Raw genomic sequence first — 17,091 nt, forward strand, 5'->3', positions numbered from 1 at the left:
CAGCGCGTCCGCCTGGCAAGAGGTCCGACGAGCCGTGGAGTACCGCGCGCTTTTCGGCCAGCCAGACGTCACCGCCCGCACGTTGACAGGCGCGGCGTGGATTTGGTCTACTCACGCCCCATCAACGCCCCACCAAGGCAGAGGCATGTACGACACATCAAGCATTCGCAAGGGGCTGAAGATCCAGCTCGACGGTGACCCTTACATCGTTGTGGATTTCCAGTTCGTCAAGCCGGGCAAGGGCACGGCCTTCACCAAGACGCGCATCAAGAACCTGATCACGGGCGCCGTCCTCGAGCGCACCTTTCGCTCCGGCGAGAAGCTCGAGCCAGCCAACGTGGAAGAGCGCGAGATGCAGTATCTCTACCGGGACGGCGAGAACTTCTGCCTCATGGACAACGCGAACTACGAGCAGATCTACGCCAGCCAGGACGTGGTGGGGGACTCGGCCAAGTTCATGCCGGAGAACCTGAACATCACCGTGATGCTCTACAACGAGCGCCCCGTCGGCCTCACGCTGCCGAACTTCGTCGAGCTGCAGATCACGCACTGCGAACCTGGCGTCCGCGGTGACACGGCCTCCGGTGCCACCAAGCCCGCCACCCTCTCAACGGGCGCTATCATCCAGGTCCCTCTCTTCGTGGAGGAGAGCACCTGGGTCAAGATCGACACCCGCACCGGCGAGTACGTGGAGCGCGTGAAGAAGTAGTCCAGTCCGCGCCCGCGTTGACCGAACCCGAGGAACGCGACGTGCAGCGCACCCTCTCCGCGGAGCTTCTCTCGAGCTCTCCCGGCCGCGAAGCTGCGCTCCTCAGGGGACGCATCCTCCGGCACCCCCTTGGCGACGACGTCACGTTTCTCTTCGAGGACGCGAGCGGACGCGTGCGCCTCGCCTGGACGCTTTCCGACGCGCTCCCAGTGCCCGGAACGATCGTCGAGTTGGTGGTGGAGCCTCGCGCCGAGGGGTGGGGCGTCGCACGCTGCGAGGTGCTCACCCCGTACCGGCGCGACGTGCCGTATCCGTCTCCCGGCGGTGAGGCCTGGCGCGTCGCGGGGGGGGGCCGGTCCCGCCGCGAGCGCCTCCGCGTCCGGGCAGACGTCCTGCGGGCGATTCGCGCCTTTTTCGACGCGCGCGGCTACCTCGAGGTGCAAACCCCCGTGCGCGTCACGTCGCCGGGGCTCGAGCCGCACCTCCGGGCCGTGCCGTCGGACGACGCCTTTCTCATCACCTCTCCGGAGTATCAGCTCAAACGCCTCCTCGCGGCGGGGATCGAGCGCCCCTACTTCCTCGGCCCGTGCTTCCGCGCCGAAGAGGAGGGACCGCTCCACCACGGCGAGTTCTGCATGCTGGAATGGTACGAGGCCTACGCGGACCTCCCGTCGCTGATGCGCCAGACCGAGGAGCTCGTCCGCGCCGCCGCGCGCGCCGCGAACCGGCCTGCCGCCGCGCCCTTTCGGGGCGCCCCGCTGGACCTGGACCGCCCCTTCGTGCGCCTGACCGTCCGCGAGGCGTTCGACCGCTACGCCGGCATCGACCTCCGGGGCGTGATGGACGCGATCGGGCTGCGGCGCGCCGCCGAAGCGGCAGGGCACGGGCCCTTTCCCGGCGACGCACACTTCGACGCGGTCTTCTCGGAGCTCCTCGTCACCTGGGTGGAGCCGCACCTGGCCCAGCTCGGCGCCGTCTTTCTCACCGACTTCCCGGCCCCGCTGGCCGCCCTGGCGCGCCTTTGTCCCGAGGACCCGACCGTGGCCGAGCGCTTCGAGCTCTATCTGGGCGGAGTCGAGCTGGCGAACGCCTTCGGGGAGCTCACGGACCCAGTGGAGCAGGAGCGGCGCCTCCACGGCGACCTGGCCCTTCGCGCGGAGCTCGGCGCACCGGTCTACCCCATCGACGAGCGTTTTCTCGAAGCGCTGCGCGAAGGGATCCCGCCCGCGGCGGGCATCGCGCTCGGGATCGACCGCCTTCTCCTCGTCCTCTGCGACGCCGACCGTCTCGACGAGGTCGTGGCCTTCGCCCCCGACGAGCTCTAGAACCCCCGCTCTACTTAGCTCGCGCGACCCCGTCGGCGTCCGCCTGCCGCCGGGCGGCTCTCCGCAGCAGCAGGCGTCTCGAGTTCGAGCACCTTCCGCAGGTAGGCGCCGGTGTACGAGCTCGGGTGGCGGGCCACCTCCTCCGGAGTCCCGGCGGCCACCAGGAACCCTCCGCCGTCCCCCCCTTCGGGGCCGAGGTCGAGGATCCAGTCGGCGCACTTGATGACGTCCAGGTTGTGCTCGATGACGATCACCGTGTTCCCCGCTTGCACCAGCCGGTCGAGCACCTCGAGCAGCTTCCGGATGTCCTCGAAGTGAAGCCCCGTGGTCGGCTCGTCGAGCACGTAGAGCGTGCGCCCGGTGGCCCGCTTCGCCAGCTCCCGGCTGAGCTTCACGCGCTGCGCCTCGCCCCCGGAGAGCGTCGGAGCCGGCTGCCCGAGCTTCACGTAGTCGAGCCCCACGTCGGCCAGCGTCTGCAGGATCGCGACCAGTCGCGCGTGCGCCGCGAAGTGCGCGAGCGCCTCGCGCACCGAGAGATCCAGCACCTCAGCGATGGTGAGCCCCTTGTACCGCACCCGGAGGGTGGCCTCGTTGTACCGCTTGCCCCGGCAGACCTCGCACGGGACGTACACGTCGGGGAGAAAGTGCATCTCCACGCGTTTGACCCCGTCCCCCTCGCACGACTCGCAGCGCCCGCCGCTCACGTTGAAGGAGAAGCGTCCCGGCTTGTAGCCGAAGGCCCGCGCCTCGGGCAGCTGCGCGAAGATGTCGCGAATCAGGTCGAAGCACTTCGTGTAGGTCGCGGGGTTCGAGCGCGGCGTGCGCCCGATCGGCGTCTGGTCGATGTGGATCGCCTTGTCGATCGCCTCGAGCCCCGAGAGCCCGGCGTGCGCACCGACGGCTTCCTTGCTGCCGTGAAGTCTGCGGCAGAGGGCAGGGTAGAGGATCCCCGTGATGAGGGAGCTCTTTCCCGCCCCCGAGACCCCCGTGACCGCCGTGAGCGCCCCGAGCGGAAACGCCACGTCGATCCCCTTCAGGTTGTTCTCCGTCGCCCCGCGCACGACGAGCGAGCTTCCACGCGGTCGCCGAGTGCGCGGCGTCGCGATACGCCGCCGTCCCGCCAGATAGTCTCCGGTAAGCGTGTGGCTCCGGCGGAGCTGCTCGGGCGGCCCCGAGAAGACCACGCGCCCCCCCTGCGCCCCCGCGCCCGGTCCGAAGTCCACCACGTGATCCGCCGCCTCGATCGTCTCGGCGTCGTGCTCCACCACGATCACGGTGTTGCCCAGGTCGCGCAGCCTGACGAGCGTTCGGATCAGGCGCTCGTTGTCGCGCTGGTGCAGCCCGATCGACGGCTCGTCGAGCACGTACATCACCCCCGACAGCTCGCTGCCGAGCTGGCTCGCCAGCCGGATGCGCTGCGCCTCTCCGCCCGAGAGCGACGGACCGGCCCGGTCCAGGGTCAGGTAGTCGAGGCCCACCGAGCTCAGGAACCCGAGCCGCGTGTTGATCTCCTTCAGCACCTCCTCGGCGACGAGGGCGCTGCTCCCCGAGAGCTCGAGCTTCGCGAAGTGCTCCACCGCGCGAGCCACGGGGAGCGCCACGACCTCCACGATGGTGGCCCCACCCACCCGCACCGCGCGCGACTCGGGTCGCAGTCGGGTGCCGTCGCACTCGCGACACGGCTTGTCGGAGAAGAACCGCTGGTAGTACTGCCGCATCCCCTCCGACCGCGTCTCCCGGAAGCGCCGCATGAGCGTGTTCAGCACGCCCTCGAAGCGCAGGGCCCAGCTCCCCGCGCCGTGCCGCCCCTTCCACTTCACCTTCACGCGCCGGTCGCCCGTGCCGAAGAGCACGAGCTGCTGCTGCTCTTTGGGCAGCGACTTCCACGCGCAGTCCAGGTCCACGCCGAGCTCGTCCTGGAGCGCGACGAAGATGTTGTAGTTCCAGCCGCTCCCGCGCTCGAGGACGGCGGCCCAGGGGGCGATGGCACCCTCGCGGATCGAGAGGCTCGTGTCCGGGATGACGAGCTCCGGGTCCATCTCCATCCGGCGCCCGAGGCCGTTGCACGGCTCGCAGAGGCCGAGCGGACTATTGAAGGAGAAAGACTGCGGGGAGAGCTCGGGGAGGCCGATCCCGCAGTCGGGGCACGCGCGGTGCTGGCTCAGCCGCAGCGCGGCGCCCTGTTCGTCGGGGCCGACCGCGATGATCGCTCCTTGCCCCTCCCTGAGGGCCGTCTCGACCGAGTCGGCGAGTCGCGCCGCGGGCGTGCTGGCCGCGTCCACCCGGTCCACCACCAGCTCGATGGTGTGCTTGCGCTTCTTGTCGAGCGGCGGGACCTCCTCCAGGCGCACGACGCGCCCGTCCACGCGCACCCGCGCGAACCCGCGCTGGCCGAGCTCCGTGAAGAGCTCGCGGAACTCCCCCTTGCGGTGCTCGACGAGCGGCGCGAGGAGCAGCAGGGGGCCCGAGACGCGCCGGAGCTCGGCGACGATCTGGTCCGTGGATAGGGCGGCCACCGGCCGGTCGCACTGCGGGCAGTGCTGCAGCCCGACCCGGGCGTAGAGCACGCGCAGGTAGTCGTAGATCTCGGTGATGGTGCCCACCGTCGAGCGCGGGTTCCCCGACGCGGTCTTCTGTTCGATCGCGATGGTCGGGCTCAGGCCGCGCAACTGCTCGTACTGCGGCTTCTCCATCTGCCCCAGGAACTGCCGGGCGTAGCTCGAGAGCGACTCGACGTACCGCCGCTGCCCCTCGGCGTAGAGAGTATCGAAGGCCAGCGACGACTTGCCCGACCCGCTCACCCCCGTGAAGACGACGAGCCGCTTCTTCGGGATGAAGAGCTCGTCCACGTGCAGGTTGTGCTGCCGAGCGCCCTTGACGTAGATGCTGTCGAGTTCCATGGTGCCCGGGACGGGATTCGAACCCGTACGCCTCGCGGCAAAGGATTTTAAGTCCCTTGTGTCTGCCGGTTTCACCACCCGGGCCCTCTTCCCGTCGCCCCACGCAGGGCTTGGGAGTGTGCATCAACCCTCGGAGAGCGGCAATAGACCGCGGCACCGGCGTCTCCTATCATGAGGCGCGATGAGCGATGCGCCCTCGGCCGAGGAGGCCAGGTTCTCCTTCCCCGACCCCGATGACGCCGACGAGGACGGGGTGGTGGCCGTCGGAGGGCCGCTCGACCCGTACCGCATCCTGGCCGCCTATCGACGCGGGATCTTCCCCTGGTCCGGTCGTCCCGTGCGCTGGTACTCGCCGGACCCCCGCGCCATCTTCTGGCAGGCCCGGCTCCCGCGAAAGCTCGGGAAGATGGCTCGCAAGGGAGGCTTCGGCGTCACCTACGACCGGGACTTCGAGGGCGTAATTCGCGGCTGCCTCGAGGCGCACCGCGACGAGGGCGTCTGGATCACCCCCGCGTTCATCGCCGGGTACACCGGGCTGCACCGCCTGGGTTACGCGCACAGCGTGGAGGTGTGGCAGGGGGACGAGCTCGTCGGAGGCCTGTACGGCGTGCAGCTCCAGGGGCTCTTCTCGGGGGAGTCGATGTTCTTTCGCGTATCGAACGCCTCGAAGGTGGCCTTTGCGGCCCTCGTAGCCCGGCTCGGGAGCATCGGCACGGTGCTCGTGGACTGCCAGTCGCTCACCGAGCACACCTATCGGCTGGGCGCCGGGCTCGTGCGACGCGCGGACTACCTGCGGCTCCTCTCCCAGGCGCTGCGCGTCCGCTGCCTGTACGCGGAGTCGCGCTGGCCCGAGGCGCTCTCGCCGGAGGAAGCTTCCTGGCTCGGGCTCGGGGCCACGACGCCTACGGAGCGCTGATCACCCAGAGGTAGTCGAAGCAGGCGGCAGCGCCGTGCGTGAAGAAGCCCGGCGTCCCGGAGCCGTGCGTCCCGTCGGACGCGGAGACGAGAGGGCCGTTCGGTTGGAGGCCGCAGCTCAGCTGGTCCCCTTGCGCGGTGATGCGGACACGAAAGGGGCCGTTCCCCTGGACCGTCCCGCTGCCGCTCTCGGCCAGGATGCGGGCGCTGCTGCTGTTGTAGCGGCTGAGCACCAGCCGCCGGTCGTGGAGGTTCACCGCGCACGTGTAGCCGTCGAAGTCCGACACCCCGACGCTGGTCACGCGGAAGCCGAGGCCCGCCGCCGCGAAGCCCTTCCCGGTGGCCGGCAGTGAGTTCGTCACCGTCAGGCGCGTCTCGGCTCGGTAGTCGGTCTTCGCGATGAGGCCGGCGGATAGCATCGTGCGCTGGTAGCGATCGAAGGTCAGCTCCGTCTGACAGCGGGCGTCCCCGGTCGGAGCCCAGGAGCCGAGGCCGACCATATCCCCCGCCGACGCGGCACCCGTCTTGTAGTAGTAGACCGTGTTCTTCACGAGGGGCGCCGGGTCGACGTCGTCGGGGATCGTGTCGCCGTCGTCGTCCGGATCGCAGGCGTCTCCCTGCCCGTCCTTGTCCTGGTCCTCCTGGCCCGCGTTGGGCACGTCGGGGCAGTTATCTCTGTCGTCGGCCTTTCCGTCGCCGTCCCGGTCCGCGGAGATGCTCGCATCGGGCAGTCGTTGGTCCGCAACGCGCTGATCGGTCGTCCGCTGATCCGGGATGCGTTGGTCCGTACGCCCGAGGTCACCGGCGCGGCTGTCGAGGCGTCCGAGGTCTCTTTCCGGGCCCTGGTCGGCCGGTGCGCCTCCGTCGGCCCGGCCAAGGTCCGCCGCGGCTCCGTCACCATAGCTCGAGCCGATGCCGCCGCGCTGGAAGACGCACGAGGCCGCCGTCGCCAGCGTCAGGAGGAGAGCAATCGTCGCCACGGCGTCCGCGCGCCTGCGGCCTCCCGTGTCTCTCCGCCCGGTTGGTGAATGCCTCGTCCGCACCGCGTCTCGACCCTGGTGGGCCTATTCTATCCGAGCCCGGGCCGCGGCGCACCGTCGCCGGAGCCGGCTGGTTAGCTCTCGCGCGTGGCCTGCGCCGCGCTGCGGGCGGCGATCGTGAAGACCACGGCCACGAGCGCGACGACGAGCCAGAGGGGGCCGAGGTCCCCCGGCTGCGAACGTGCGACGGCCACCCCCACCGGTACTGCGTTGAAGAGGGCGTGAATCAGGATCGGCGCCCAGAGGGACCGGGTCTGCTCGTAGCCGAAGGCCACCACGAGCCCGAGCAAGAAGGTCCAGACCGCCTGCCCGAGAGTTCCGTGCATGAGCGAAAAGAGAAGCGCCGCCAGGAGGGCCGCGGTGAAGGCCGGCAGCCCCTGGCGCAGGTGGCGGTAGAGGAGCCCCCGGAAGGTGGCCTCCTCGGCCACGGGAGCGAGGAGCGCCACGTGCAGGACCATGGCGGCGGTGGCCGGGTCCACCCCCAACGTTCCCGCCGCAGGGTCCCGCGCCGCCGCCAGCATCGAAAGCAGATTCGCTACCGCGGCCAGCGTGCCGAGCAGCAGCCCGGCCGCCACCGCGAGAGATGCCGGCGCGTTTCGAGAGCGCCCAACCGTCGTCTCGGGAAGCGGAGCCACCACGCGATAGAGCGTAGCGGCGGCAGCCAGCATCGTCAGCGGCGGCACGGTGTGCACGGCGACCCGCCGCCAGGTGGCCCCTGCGCAGCGCAACGCGAGGTACTCCGCGATGCGGTGCGCTGCCAGAGGGGCGAGAGCTACGGCCGATCCGAGATGCGGGTGCCGCGCAGGCCGGACCCGCGACGGGGCGGGGGAGCTCATGTCGACTCCTTCAGGGCAGGTGCGGGGTGGAGCACGGGCGCTCGGGCGCAATCCCTATAGACACCCAGACACCGCTCCACCTTGGGAAGTTCCGCGACGTCGCCCCGCGCGGTCAGGGTACGCGGTATCCAAAGCCGAAAACCGTCAAGATCACCACCGGATGCCGGGGATCCCGCTCGATGTGCCGTCGCAGGTTGTGCATGTGCGAGGTGAGGCGCCCCTCCCCAGCCTCCAGATCGTCGGCGTAGAGGAGGTCCAGGAGATCCTCCTTGGCTTGCGGCTCCCCGCGGTGGGCGCACAGAAAGGCGATGAGCTTGTACTCCGTGGGCGTCAGCGGCGCGACCCGGCCGGCCACGCGCACCTCGCGGAGGCGGGTGTCCACCTCGACCTCGCCCTCCGGTCCCACGCGATAGATCCGATGCCCGAAGGTGCGCATCTGGGCCCGCACCCAGCCCTCGAGCTCCCTCAGGCTCACGGTCTTGTCCAGGTACCCCGTGGCCCCGAACTCGAGCCCCTGCACCTTGTCCAGCGGCGCCACCTTGTAGGCGGAGAGCATCAGGATCGGCCCCGCGAAGAACTCGCGCAGCTTGCGGCACGCGTAGTAGCCGGCGTCGTCCCCCTCGAGGTCGAAGCGCACGTCGAGCAGGATGCACTCGGGGTGCTTCGATCGGGCGAGGGCCACCCCGTCCGCCGTGCCGCTCGCGCTCAGCACCTCGAAGTCGCGGTGCTGGAAGTAGTCGCGCCAGATCTTCACCGTCTCGGCGTCGTCATCAATGATCAGCAGGCGGTCCATGCGGCGTCTCCACGAGGGGTAGACTCAGAAGGAAGGTAGCGCCTTTCCCCTCGGAGGGCGCGAGCTCGAGCTCCCCGCCGTGCGCGCGGGCGATCTCACGCGCGAAACCGAGCCCCAGCCCGAAGCCGCCGTGTTCCGGGCGGGTCCGACCCCGCTCGAAGGGGAGAAAGATGCGTTCCCGGTCCTCGCGCGGCACACCCGCCCCCGCGTCCCGGACCTCGAGCACGCCGAGCTTCCCCTCGGGGCGCGTGGCCACCACGACCTCCGTGAGAGGCCCGGCGTACTTCGCCGCGTTGTCGAGGAGGTTGCGCAGCGCGAGCTCCAGGTACAGCGGATCGTACCGCACGGGCAGGGGCGCTTCCGCGGGGCAGAAGCGGGGCGGCCCCTCCGCCCCGTCGACGGCCAGGCGCGACAGGATCTCCCGCACGGCGCCGGAGAGGTCGCCGGGCTGGAGCGCGAGGGGGATCCCGGTGGCGAGCCGCGACTGGTGCAGCAGGCTCTCCACGAGGCGCGCGAGGTGGCGGGCGTCCGCGAGAACCGCCCCGGCGTATTCCGCCAGCCGCGCCGGGTCGGCCCGCGTCTCCTCGAGCGTGAGCATCTCCGCCCGGTGTCCGAGCCGCGCCAGCGGCTTGCGTAGCTCGTGCGAGGCGAGCCGCACGAAATGGCGTCTCTGTTCTAGAACGGCCTCTCGCTCCCGGATGGCCGCGCGCTCCCTGCCACGGGCTCGCGCCGCCCGTGCCGCAGCGTAGCCGAGGAGCCCGAGGCTCGCCGCGACCAGGCCGAGGAGCCAGGGCTCCCGCCACCAGCGGCGCACCACGCGGACCTCGTGCCGCGCCGGCGTCGGATCGACGTTCAGGTCCCGGTCCATCGCCCGCGCCTCGACGCGGTGGACCCCCGGCCGGAGCCCCTCGAGCACCACCCGCGCCGCAGAGTCGAAGGGGCTCCAGGGCCCCCCGTCCACGCGGTAGCTGTAGAGCAGGTCCGCCGTCGGGGTGTCCTTCAGGGCGTCCTGCCCGCCGAGAGCCAGCGAGGCGAGCTCCCCCTCCACCACCACCGAGGAGGGTCCGAGCACCCCGGATGGGCCGCGGCCGAGGCTCGTCTCGGGGGGGAGGTGGTCGGGACGGTAGCGGCTCAGTCCCCCGCCGAAGGTCGCAAAGAACAGCGTTCCATCTCCCTCTGTCAGCAGTTCGTGCACCGTATCCGACCCGAGGCCGTCGGCCGTGGAGTAGCGGCTCCAGCGTCCGTCGAATAGGCGGTGCACCCCGAGGCCCCGGATGGCGAACCAGAGCGACCCGTCCGAGGTGGCCATGACGAAGCGCGAAAAACGCCCGGGAGGGAGAAACGGCCCCGAGGGAAGACGCTCCCACTTGTCGCCCCGCAAGCGGTAGACGCCGCTCGGTCCGGAGGCCCAGAGCCCGCCGTCCCGGGCCTGCGCCAGGCCGAAGACCCGGTCCGCGCGCTCGGGCGCCGGCGCCGTGGGGAAAGCGATCCAACGCTCGTTTTCGAGGCGCGCGACCCCGCCGTCGGTGGCGACCCAGACCCGCCCCCCCCGATCCACGAGCAGCGCGTTCGCCTCTTCCGCGGGCAGGCCGCGGTCGCGCGCATACCAGCGATAGCCGCTCGGCCCGCGCGCGGCGACTCCCGCCCCGGTCGCCAGCCACAGCTCCCCCGCAGGCGTCTGCGCGAGGTGATTCACCCCCACGGGCCGGCCACCCGGGCGCAGCGCCTCGTCGTGCCAGCCCCCGTCCGGGTCGCGACGCCGGATCCCCGCACGCGTCGCCACCCAGACGATGCCGCGCCGGTCCTCGAGCAGGTGTTGCACGTAGTCCCGATCCGGATGGCCGGTGCGAAAGGTCTCCCAGCGTCCCTGTGCGAACCGACAGACCCCACCGTCCGTCCCCACCCAGAGCGCGCCGTCGCGGCTCCGCAGGAGTCCCCCCGTCAGGTTGTTGCTGGCGAGCCCATCGGCCTCGGTCATCTGCTCCCAGCGCGAAAGGGCGTGGCGGGTCACGCCGCCGCCGAGCGTGCCCATCCAGATCGCGCCGTCCCGCGCCTCGGCGAGGGCCAGGATCAGGTTGCTCCCCAGGCCGTCGCGCCGCGTGAGGCTGCTGAAGGTCCGCCCGTCGAAACGACTCGCCCCCCCGGAGGTGGCCAGCCACAGTCTTCCGTCTCTCGCCGGCCGGATGGCGAGCACGCGGTTGCTAGCCAGCCCTCGACGCGCGTCGTACACCTCGAAGTGGTAGGAGCCCTCCCGCAGGAGGCCCGCCAGCGCCCCCGCGCCGGCGGTGCCGAGCCACAACCGCCCGTCGCGGTCTTCCGCCAGCGCCTGCACGTAGAAGTGTCGCCGCACCTCTGCCCGCACCGGGAGCGCCTCCCAGCGCTGGCCGTCGAAGCGCTGGAGCAGGGGCTGGTCGTGGACTCCGCACACGATGGCCCCGCTGCGCAGCTCGGTGCAGCGCGTGAGCTCCCCCGGGGCGAGGCCCTGCGCCGGCCCGTATGCGAACAAACGCTCGCCATCCCCTCGGATCACCCCGCCGCCGCCCAGCGTCGCCCACAGCCGCCCCCGACGGTCCACCAGCAGCGACTTCACGTCGTCGCTCGGCAGCCCGTCCCGACGGGTGAACCAGCGCCAGCGCCCCCCCCGGTACCGACCGAGCCCCGCCCCCTCGGTCCCGATCCAGATCGCCCCGTCCGGCCCTTCGGCCAGCGCCGTCGTCTCGGCCTGGCTCGGCCGCAGCAGCTCGTACCGTCCTCGGAGGGGGTCGTAGCGCGTGACCCCCTCGGGAGTGGCGAACCAGAACGCTCCGTCGCGGGCCTCGAGAACGTCGCGCACGATGTCGTGTGCCAGCCCGTCGCGGCGGGTGAAGGTCCGCAGCTGGTAGAGCGGAGCCGCCTCCGCGCGCAGCGCCACGAGCAGTGCGCCGCAGAGGGCCCACCAACTGACGTCGCGCGCGAAAGAGCCGCGGGAAAGCATCGGGGGACAGTCTACGCGCTTGCCCCGCGGACGGGATAGCGGCGCTACGCCCCGTCTGCCGCCCCGCGCCCGAGGCGACGTCGCAGGCGCGCGACCCGGCTGCCGTCGTCGTGGTCTCCCGGCGCCCCCTCCGCCAGGGCGAGCGCCCGTGCCAGGTCTCGCGTGACGTGCTCGTGGTGCTTGGCGAGCTCGATCCAGCCGAGCGGATGCTGCGGGAAGTGGCGCCGGTACTCCTCCCAGAGCGTCGCCGCCTCGGCCCGCCGCCCGGTCCGCCGCAGTCGGCGCGCCAGCGACACGAGGACCTCGCGCCGCGTCCCGGAGGCTCGTGCCAGCTCCAGCGCGCGGACGAGGCTTCTTTCACCGAGCTCCGGATCTCCGCGCTCGAGGTGGAGCACGCCGAGCGCGTGCAGCTCCTCGGCGTCCTCGGCCCACTCGAGCGGGTCCGCCACGTGGCTCGCCACGAGCCCGAGCAGAGGAGCGAGCGCCATCACGTCCAGCTGGTTGTGCTCGAGGACGCGCGCCATCTGGTCCCACCGCCCGCTGCGCAAGAAGTCCAGGTAGATGCTCGGCACGAGCGCGCCTTCCACGTCTCCCTCCCTGTGGAAGCCGAGCACGCTCCGCTCGAGCTCCCCGAGGCGCAGGGAGGGCAGGCGTCCCCGGAAGAGCCGCCGGGCGAGCAGCAGGAGGTCTACGTGGGGGAGTCCGAGCGACAGCCGCATGCGCGCCAGTACGCCGCGGTTCCGGAGGAGCGGCAGATCGAAGCTCCGCCCGTTGAACGTGACGAGCACCTTCGCCGCGGCCAGACGCTGCTCGAGCGCTTCGAGCACGACCGCCTCCTCCGCGGGATCCCGCACGAGGAACTGCTGCACCGCGAAGCGCCGGTCCTCAGGGCGAAAGCTCCCGACGCCGATCAGGAAGGGCAGGGTGCCCGCATCGCGCGAGAGTCCCGTCGTCTCCGTATCCAGAAAGAGGAGCTCGTGCGGCTCAGGACGCATCACGCCCGTTCCCACGGCCACCCGCAGCAGCTCAGCCAGCGCCTCGCTCCCCGGCGGTTCGAGGCGCGTGTCGCCGAAGCGCTCCTCTCGAGCACAGCCACGCTCGTGGAGCATCGGCACGGCACTCGTGCGCACCCAGGCCGGGCCGGCCGCACGCGCCCGCAGCACAGGCCTCGTCACGGCCGCACTCACCTCACCGGCCCACCGGCTCTCGATGCGACCGATCGCGCGCCGAAGCTCGTAGATCCGGTGATCGGGGCGCCCCTCCGTCTCCGCGACGCGGGCGGATCCCTCCGCTCCGTTTGCCCGGACCGGCCCCGCGTCCGAGCCGAGAGCCCGGCGCACGCGATCGGCGAGCTTCATCGCCAGGACCTCTCTCCCTCACCCCCGGGCCTCGCCGTGCGCTCGCCGCCGCTCCCACGGCTCTGTCTCGCTTCGGCCGCCGGAACCCCTCGCGCGTCGCCTCCGTGGAGGAGCAGCTCCAGCAGTCCCCGGGCGAGCCGCTTGGCCCCGGGGCTCCCCCCCGGCCCGATGCACGCGGGGCAGCCGCGAGCGCAGCCGCAGCGGGCGATCATGGCGTGCGCCCGGGAGAGCAGCTCCGCACGCTCGTCGTAGAGGCGCTCCGCGAGCCCCGTCCCGCCGGGGTAGCGATCGAAGAGGAAGATCGTCGGGACCGTCCCCTCGAGCAGGTCCTGCCCCTCTCCCGGGCGCTGGTAGCTCCCCCGACTGCGCCTCCCCGACACGGCGAACCAGCCCGACCGCGCGTCTCCGACCGCACGGCCCAGGTCCCGCGGCTCGCTCATCAGCAAGAGCGCTGCGGTGGAATGCAGGGCATAGGCCGCCGCCAGGCTCGCCTCGGCCCACTCCCCGGGCGAGGCCGGCACGCGCGCCAGCGCCTCGGCCGAGGTCGTGAGCCACAGGGCCATGCTGTGCATCTCGCGGTCGGGCTGACAGACCTCGCCGTAGCCCACGTTCTCTTGGGTGTGCAGCTTGATCTTCTTGAAGCCCACCACGCGCTGCAAGACGTGCACCTCGCCCCACGCCGCGGCCTCGACCGCCTCGTGCGTCTCGAGGACGCGCACCCGCGTCTGCGTCAGGGCGTCCGTGTAGTAGTCCACCTGGGCGCGGGTGACGTGCGCCTTGCGCGCATCGTGATCGAGCCGTCGCACCTCGTACTGCTGCCCCTCGAGCTGGTAGATGGCCTGGTCGTGCAGCTCCTGCGGCGCGTCCTGATAGTCCACCTCGGCCAGGATCGTCCCCGTCGGCTCGTCGACCACGAGGAAGTTCTCGTCGAGCGGACCCCGAAGCTGGACCTCCTGGGCCGGGAAGGCGTCGCCCACGTAGTGGTAGCGCCCGCCTCGCCCGTGCAGCACCCCCGCCTCGGCGAGGCAGTCCAGCGTCTCGGCCGTCTCCTGCGCGTCGAGGTGCCCGTAGGCCTCCTGGGGCGCGAAGGGGAGCTCGTACGCCGCGCACTTGAGATGCGGCACGAGGATGAGCGGATTGTCCGGATCCACCCGCGCGTGCTCGGGCCCCTCGCCGAGCAGGTAGTCCGGCTCGCCGGCCACGTACTGATCTACCGGCTCGCTCGAGGCGACCAGGATCGCGAGGCTTGGAGTCCGTCTGCGTCCCGCACGACCCGCCCGCTGCCAGGTCGCGGCGCGGCTACCCGGCCAGCCGGCCACCACCACGGCGTCGAGCCCGCCGATGTCGATGCCGAGCTCCAGCGCCGAGGTCGTGACCACCACGTCGGTGCGTCCGGCGCGCAGCGCCTGCTCCACGGCGCGGCGCCGCTCGGGGAGGTAGCCACCCCGATATCCGCGCACACGTTCTAGAACCTCGGAACTTGAACCGTCCGCGCTCTCCAGGCTCTCCCGCAGCGTGCGCAGGAGCACCTCCACAGCCAGCCGGCTCCGACAAAAGACCAGGCTGCTCAGCTCCCCCTCCACGAGATCGAGGGTGAGGCGCGTCGCCGCGGTCAGGTAGTTCTCCCGCACCCCGAGGGCCGCGTCGAGCACCGGGGGATTGAAGATGAGCAGGTGCCGCTCCCCACGCGGGGCCCCGCTCTCGGCCACGAGCTCGAACGGCCGGCCGACCAGGCGCTCGGCCAGCTCCGCGGGGTTCGCGATGGTGGCGCTGGTGCAGAGAAACACCGGGTCGCTGCCGTGGAACCGGCAGAGGCGTCGGAGCCGCCGGAGCACGTGCGCCAGGTGGCTGCCGAAGACTCCGCGGTAGGTATGGAGCTCGTCGAGCACCACGTAGCGCAGGCCCGAGAGGAGCTCGGCCCACCCCGGATGGTGCGGCAGGATCCCCGCGTGCAGCATCTCGGGGTTCGTGGCGAGGAGCCGCGCCTTCCGCCGGGCCGCGCGGCGCTGATCCACCGGCGTGTCCCCGTCGTAGACGGCCACCCCGATGGACTCGCCGGTCGCCGCGGCCAGAAGCCGCGCCTCCTCCATCTGATCGCGCGCGAGCGCCTTCGTCGGAAATAGGTAGAGCGCTCGCGCCTGCGGGTCTTCGAGCAGCGCCTGGAAGACCGGGCCGTTGTAGCAGAGCGTCTTGCCGGAAGCGGTCGGCGTGGTGACCACCACGTCGCGCCCGCGCCGCGCCAGGTCGAGCGCGTCGGCCTGGTGGGTATAGAGGCGCTCGATCCCGCGGCTCCGGAGCGCCCGCAGCAGCGCTGGCGCCAGGTCCGCCGGAAAGGGGCGCGTTCGCGCGCTCTCCTCGGACATCACCGCGTGCCGGACGAGGTGACGCGCCACGGCGGGGGCTCGCCAGCGGTCCAGCACCCGGTAAATCCCTTGCAATGTGCGCTCGTTATCGTTGTGCATGGGTCCTGTGCGCCCGTTCAGGCCTGAACGTCTACACAGTATTGCCAGGCGCCAGTGCCTGTCAACTTCCGCGCGCGCTGTAAGGACGGAGGCCCGCCGGCGATTCCTTCCCGAGAGCCACCAAGGAGGCACCCGATGAGCCACCGCCTACGTCTCGTCCTCGCGCTTACCCCCGTCCTGGCCACCCTGACCACCTTCGCCGCCTGCGGCCTCATGAAGGGACGGGTTCCGGGCGGGGCCTACCACGAAGCTCCTGCCGTGGCGGGGACGGCCGTCGGTGGGAAAACCTCGGACGGGGCCGAGGGGCCCCGGATGAACACGGAGGCCTACCGGCACGTCGAGGACAACCCCTTTCTCAAGGTGACGCACAACCCGCTCTCCACCTTCGCCGTGGACGTGGACACCGCCTCGTACAGCAACGTGCGCCGCTTCCTCACCGAGGGGATGCTCCCGCCGAAGGACGCCGTGCGCATCGAGGAGCTCGTGAACTACTTCCCGTACGACTACCCGGCGCCGAAGGGCGAGCGCCCCTTCTCGGCGGTGGCCGAGGTCTCTCGGGCCCCTTGGAACCCCCGCCACCGCCTGGTCCTCCTCGGTCTGCAGGGCCGGCGGATCCCCGACGCGCAGCTTCCTCCGCGGAACCTCGTCTTCCTCCTCGACGTGTCGGGCTCGATGGACACGGCGAACAAGCTCCCGCTGCTCAAGGCGGCCCTTCGGCTGCTCGTCGGCCAGCTGACCGAACGTGACCGCGTGGCCATGGTCGTCTACGCCGGAGCGTCGGGCGTGGTCCTGCCCTCCACGGCGGGTTCGGAGAAGGCGAAGATCCTCGCCGCTCTCTCGCGTCTGCAGGCGGGGGGACCCACGAACGGCGCGGACGGCATCCGGCTCGCCTACCGCGTGGCCCGCGAGCACTTCCGCCCGGGCGGCATCAACCGCGTCATCCTCGCCACCGACGGCGACTTCAACGTGGGCACCACGAGCGAGGGGGACCTCGTGCGTCTCGTGGAGGCGGAGCGCCAGAGCGGCATCTTCCTGACCGTCCTCGGCTTCGGCATGGGGAACCTGAAGGACAGCACGATGGAGCAGCTGGCCGACAAGGGGAACGGCAACTACGCCTACATCGACAACCTGGCCGAGGCGCGCAAGGTGCTCGTCCGCCAGGCGGGCAGCACCCTCGTGACCATCGCCAAGGACGTCAAGGTGCAGGTCGAATTCAACCCGAAGCGCGTCGCGGCCTACCGGCTGCTGGGCTACGAGAATCGCCTCCTCCGCGCCGAGGACTTCAACGACGACCGCAAAGACGGCGGCGAGATCGGCGCCGGCCACTCGGTGACCGCGCTCTACGAGATCGTCCCCGTCGGCGCCGAGACCGAGGTGCGCGGCGTGGACCCCCTCAAGTACCAGAGCGGCGCCCGGCCCACCGAGGCGGCCGCGGGACCCGAGCTCTTCACCGTGAAGCTCCGCTACAAGGCCCCCTCGGCCGAGCAGAGCCAGCTCCTCGCGCTGCCGGTCCTGGACGAAGCGGCGCCCCTGGCCCAGACCACCGACGCCTTCCGCTTCGCCTCCGCGGTGGCGGCCTTCGGCATGCTGCTGCGGGACTCGCCCCACAAGGCGCAGACCACCTTCGGCCTGGTGCGCGAGCTGGCGCGCGGGGCCAAGGGCAAAGACCCCCACGGCTACCGCGGCGAGTTCCTGCGCCTCCTCGATCAGGCGGAGGCGCTTCGCCGGAAACAGTCGTAGCCGCCTAGAATACTCATACTAGAGCTTACCTTCGCATAT

Annotated in this window: 11 protein-coding genes and 1 tRNA gene; 4 read left to right on the top strand and 8 right to left on the bottom strand. The window is 71.4% G+C overall.

The features are described 5' to 3' along the window. Positions 1-145 precede the first annotated feature (145 nt). Positions 146-709: an elongation factor P gene (gene efp, locus IT371_11585; GenBank protein ID MCC6748294.1), complete on the top strand. Its 564-nt coding sequence runs from the start codon at positions 146-148 to the stop codon at positions 707-709. Between the two features lie 302 nt (positions 710-1,011). Beyond that, entirely contained in the window at positions 1,012-2,034 is a 1,023-nt protein-coding gene (gene genX, locus IT371_11590; GenBank protein ID MCC6748295.1) for an EF-P lysine aminoacylase GenX, read from the top strand. A 14-nt stretch (positions 2,035-2,048) separates the two neighbouring features. Here the strand turns inward: genX and uvrA are convergent, their stop codons facing one another. Both uvrA and IT371_11600 read right to left on the bottom strand, forming a co-directional pair. After that, positions 2,049-4,934, bottom strand: a complete 2,886-nt coding sequence (uvrA, locus tag IT371_11595) for an excinuclease ABC subunit UvrA (GenBank protein MCC6748296.1) — start codon at positions 4,932-4,934, stop codon at positions 2,049-2,051. Next, a tRNA-Leu gene (locus IT371_11600) sits at positions 4,934-5,018 on the bottom strand. The genes uvrA and IT371_11600 overlap by 1 nt, the downstream gene beginning before the upstream one ends. Positions 5,019-5,115: 97 nt before the next feature. Here IT371_11600 and IT371_11605 point away from each other — a divergent pair. Next, positions 5,116-5,850, top strand: a complete 735-nt coding sequence (locus IT371_11605; protein MCC6748297.1) for a leucyl/phenylalanyl-tRNA--protein transferase — start codon at positions 5,116-5,118, stop codon at positions 5,848-5,850. Here IT371_11605 and IT371_11610 read toward each other — a convergent pair. The 6 genes from IT371_11610 to IT371_11635 all read right to left on the bottom strand — a co-directional run bounded on the left by IT371_11610 (position 5,837) and on the right by IT371_11635 (position 15,312). After that, a complete protein-coding gene (locus IT371_11610; GenBank protein MCC6748298.1) occupies positions 5,837-6,892 on the bottom strand; it encodes a thrombospondin type 3 repeat-containing protein in 1,056 nt (351 codons plus the stop codon). The genes IT371_11605 and IT371_11610 overlap by 14 nt on opposite strands. A gap of 71 nt (positions 6,893-6,963) precedes the next feature. Continuing rightward, on the bottom strand, positions 6,964-7,725 hold the full coding sequence (locus tag IT371_11615) for a CPBP family intramembrane metalloprotease (protein MCC6748299.1): 762 nt from the start codon (positions 7,723-7,725) through the stop codon (positions 6,964-6,966). Between the two features lie 112 nt (positions 7,726-7,837). Then, positions 7,838-8,518 carry a response regulator transcription factor gene (locus tag IT371_11620; GenBank protein MCC6748300.1) on the bottom strand — a complete coding sequence of 227 codons (681 nt, stop codon included), beginning with the start codon at positions 8,516-8,518 and terminating at the stop codon, positions 7,838-7,840. Continuing rightward, positions 8,496-11,492, bottom strand: a complete 2,997-nt coding sequence (locus IT371_11625) for a hypothetical protein (protein MCC6748301.1) — start codon at positions 11,490-11,492, stop codon at positions 8,496-8,498. Before IT371_11625 ends, IT371_11620 begins: the two co-directional genes overlap by 23 nt. Positions 11,493-11,536: 44 nt before the next feature. Further along, the gene (locus IT371_11630) at positions 11,537-12,850 is read right to left on the bottom strand and encodes a ribonuclease H-like domain-containing protein (protein MCC6748302.1); all 1,314 of its coding nucleotides are present in this window, start codon (positions 12,848-12,850) and stop codon (positions 11,537-11,539) included. Then, entirely contained in the window at positions 12,847-15,312 is a 2,466-nt protein-coding gene (locus IT371_11635) for a DEAD/DEAH box helicase (GenBank protein MCC6748303.1), read from the bottom strand. The genes IT371_11630 and IT371_11635 overlap by 4 nt, the downstream gene beginning before the upstream one ends. 135 nt (positions 15,313-15,447) lie before the next feature. On the opposite strand from IT371_11635, the gene IT371_11640 reads away from it, so the two are divergent. Further along, the gene (locus IT371_11640) at positions 15,448-17,052 is read left to right on the top strand and encodes a VWA domain-containing protein (protein ID MCC6748304.1); all 1,605 of its coding nucleotides are present in this window, start codon (positions 15,448-15,450) and stop codon (positions 17,050-17,052) included. The last annotated feature ends 39 nt before the right edge of the window (positions 17,053-17,091 follow it).

The sequence above is a fragment of the Deltaproteobacteria bacterium genome (assembly GCA_020848905.1).
Taxonomy (GTDB): Bacteria; Myxococcota_A; Polyangia.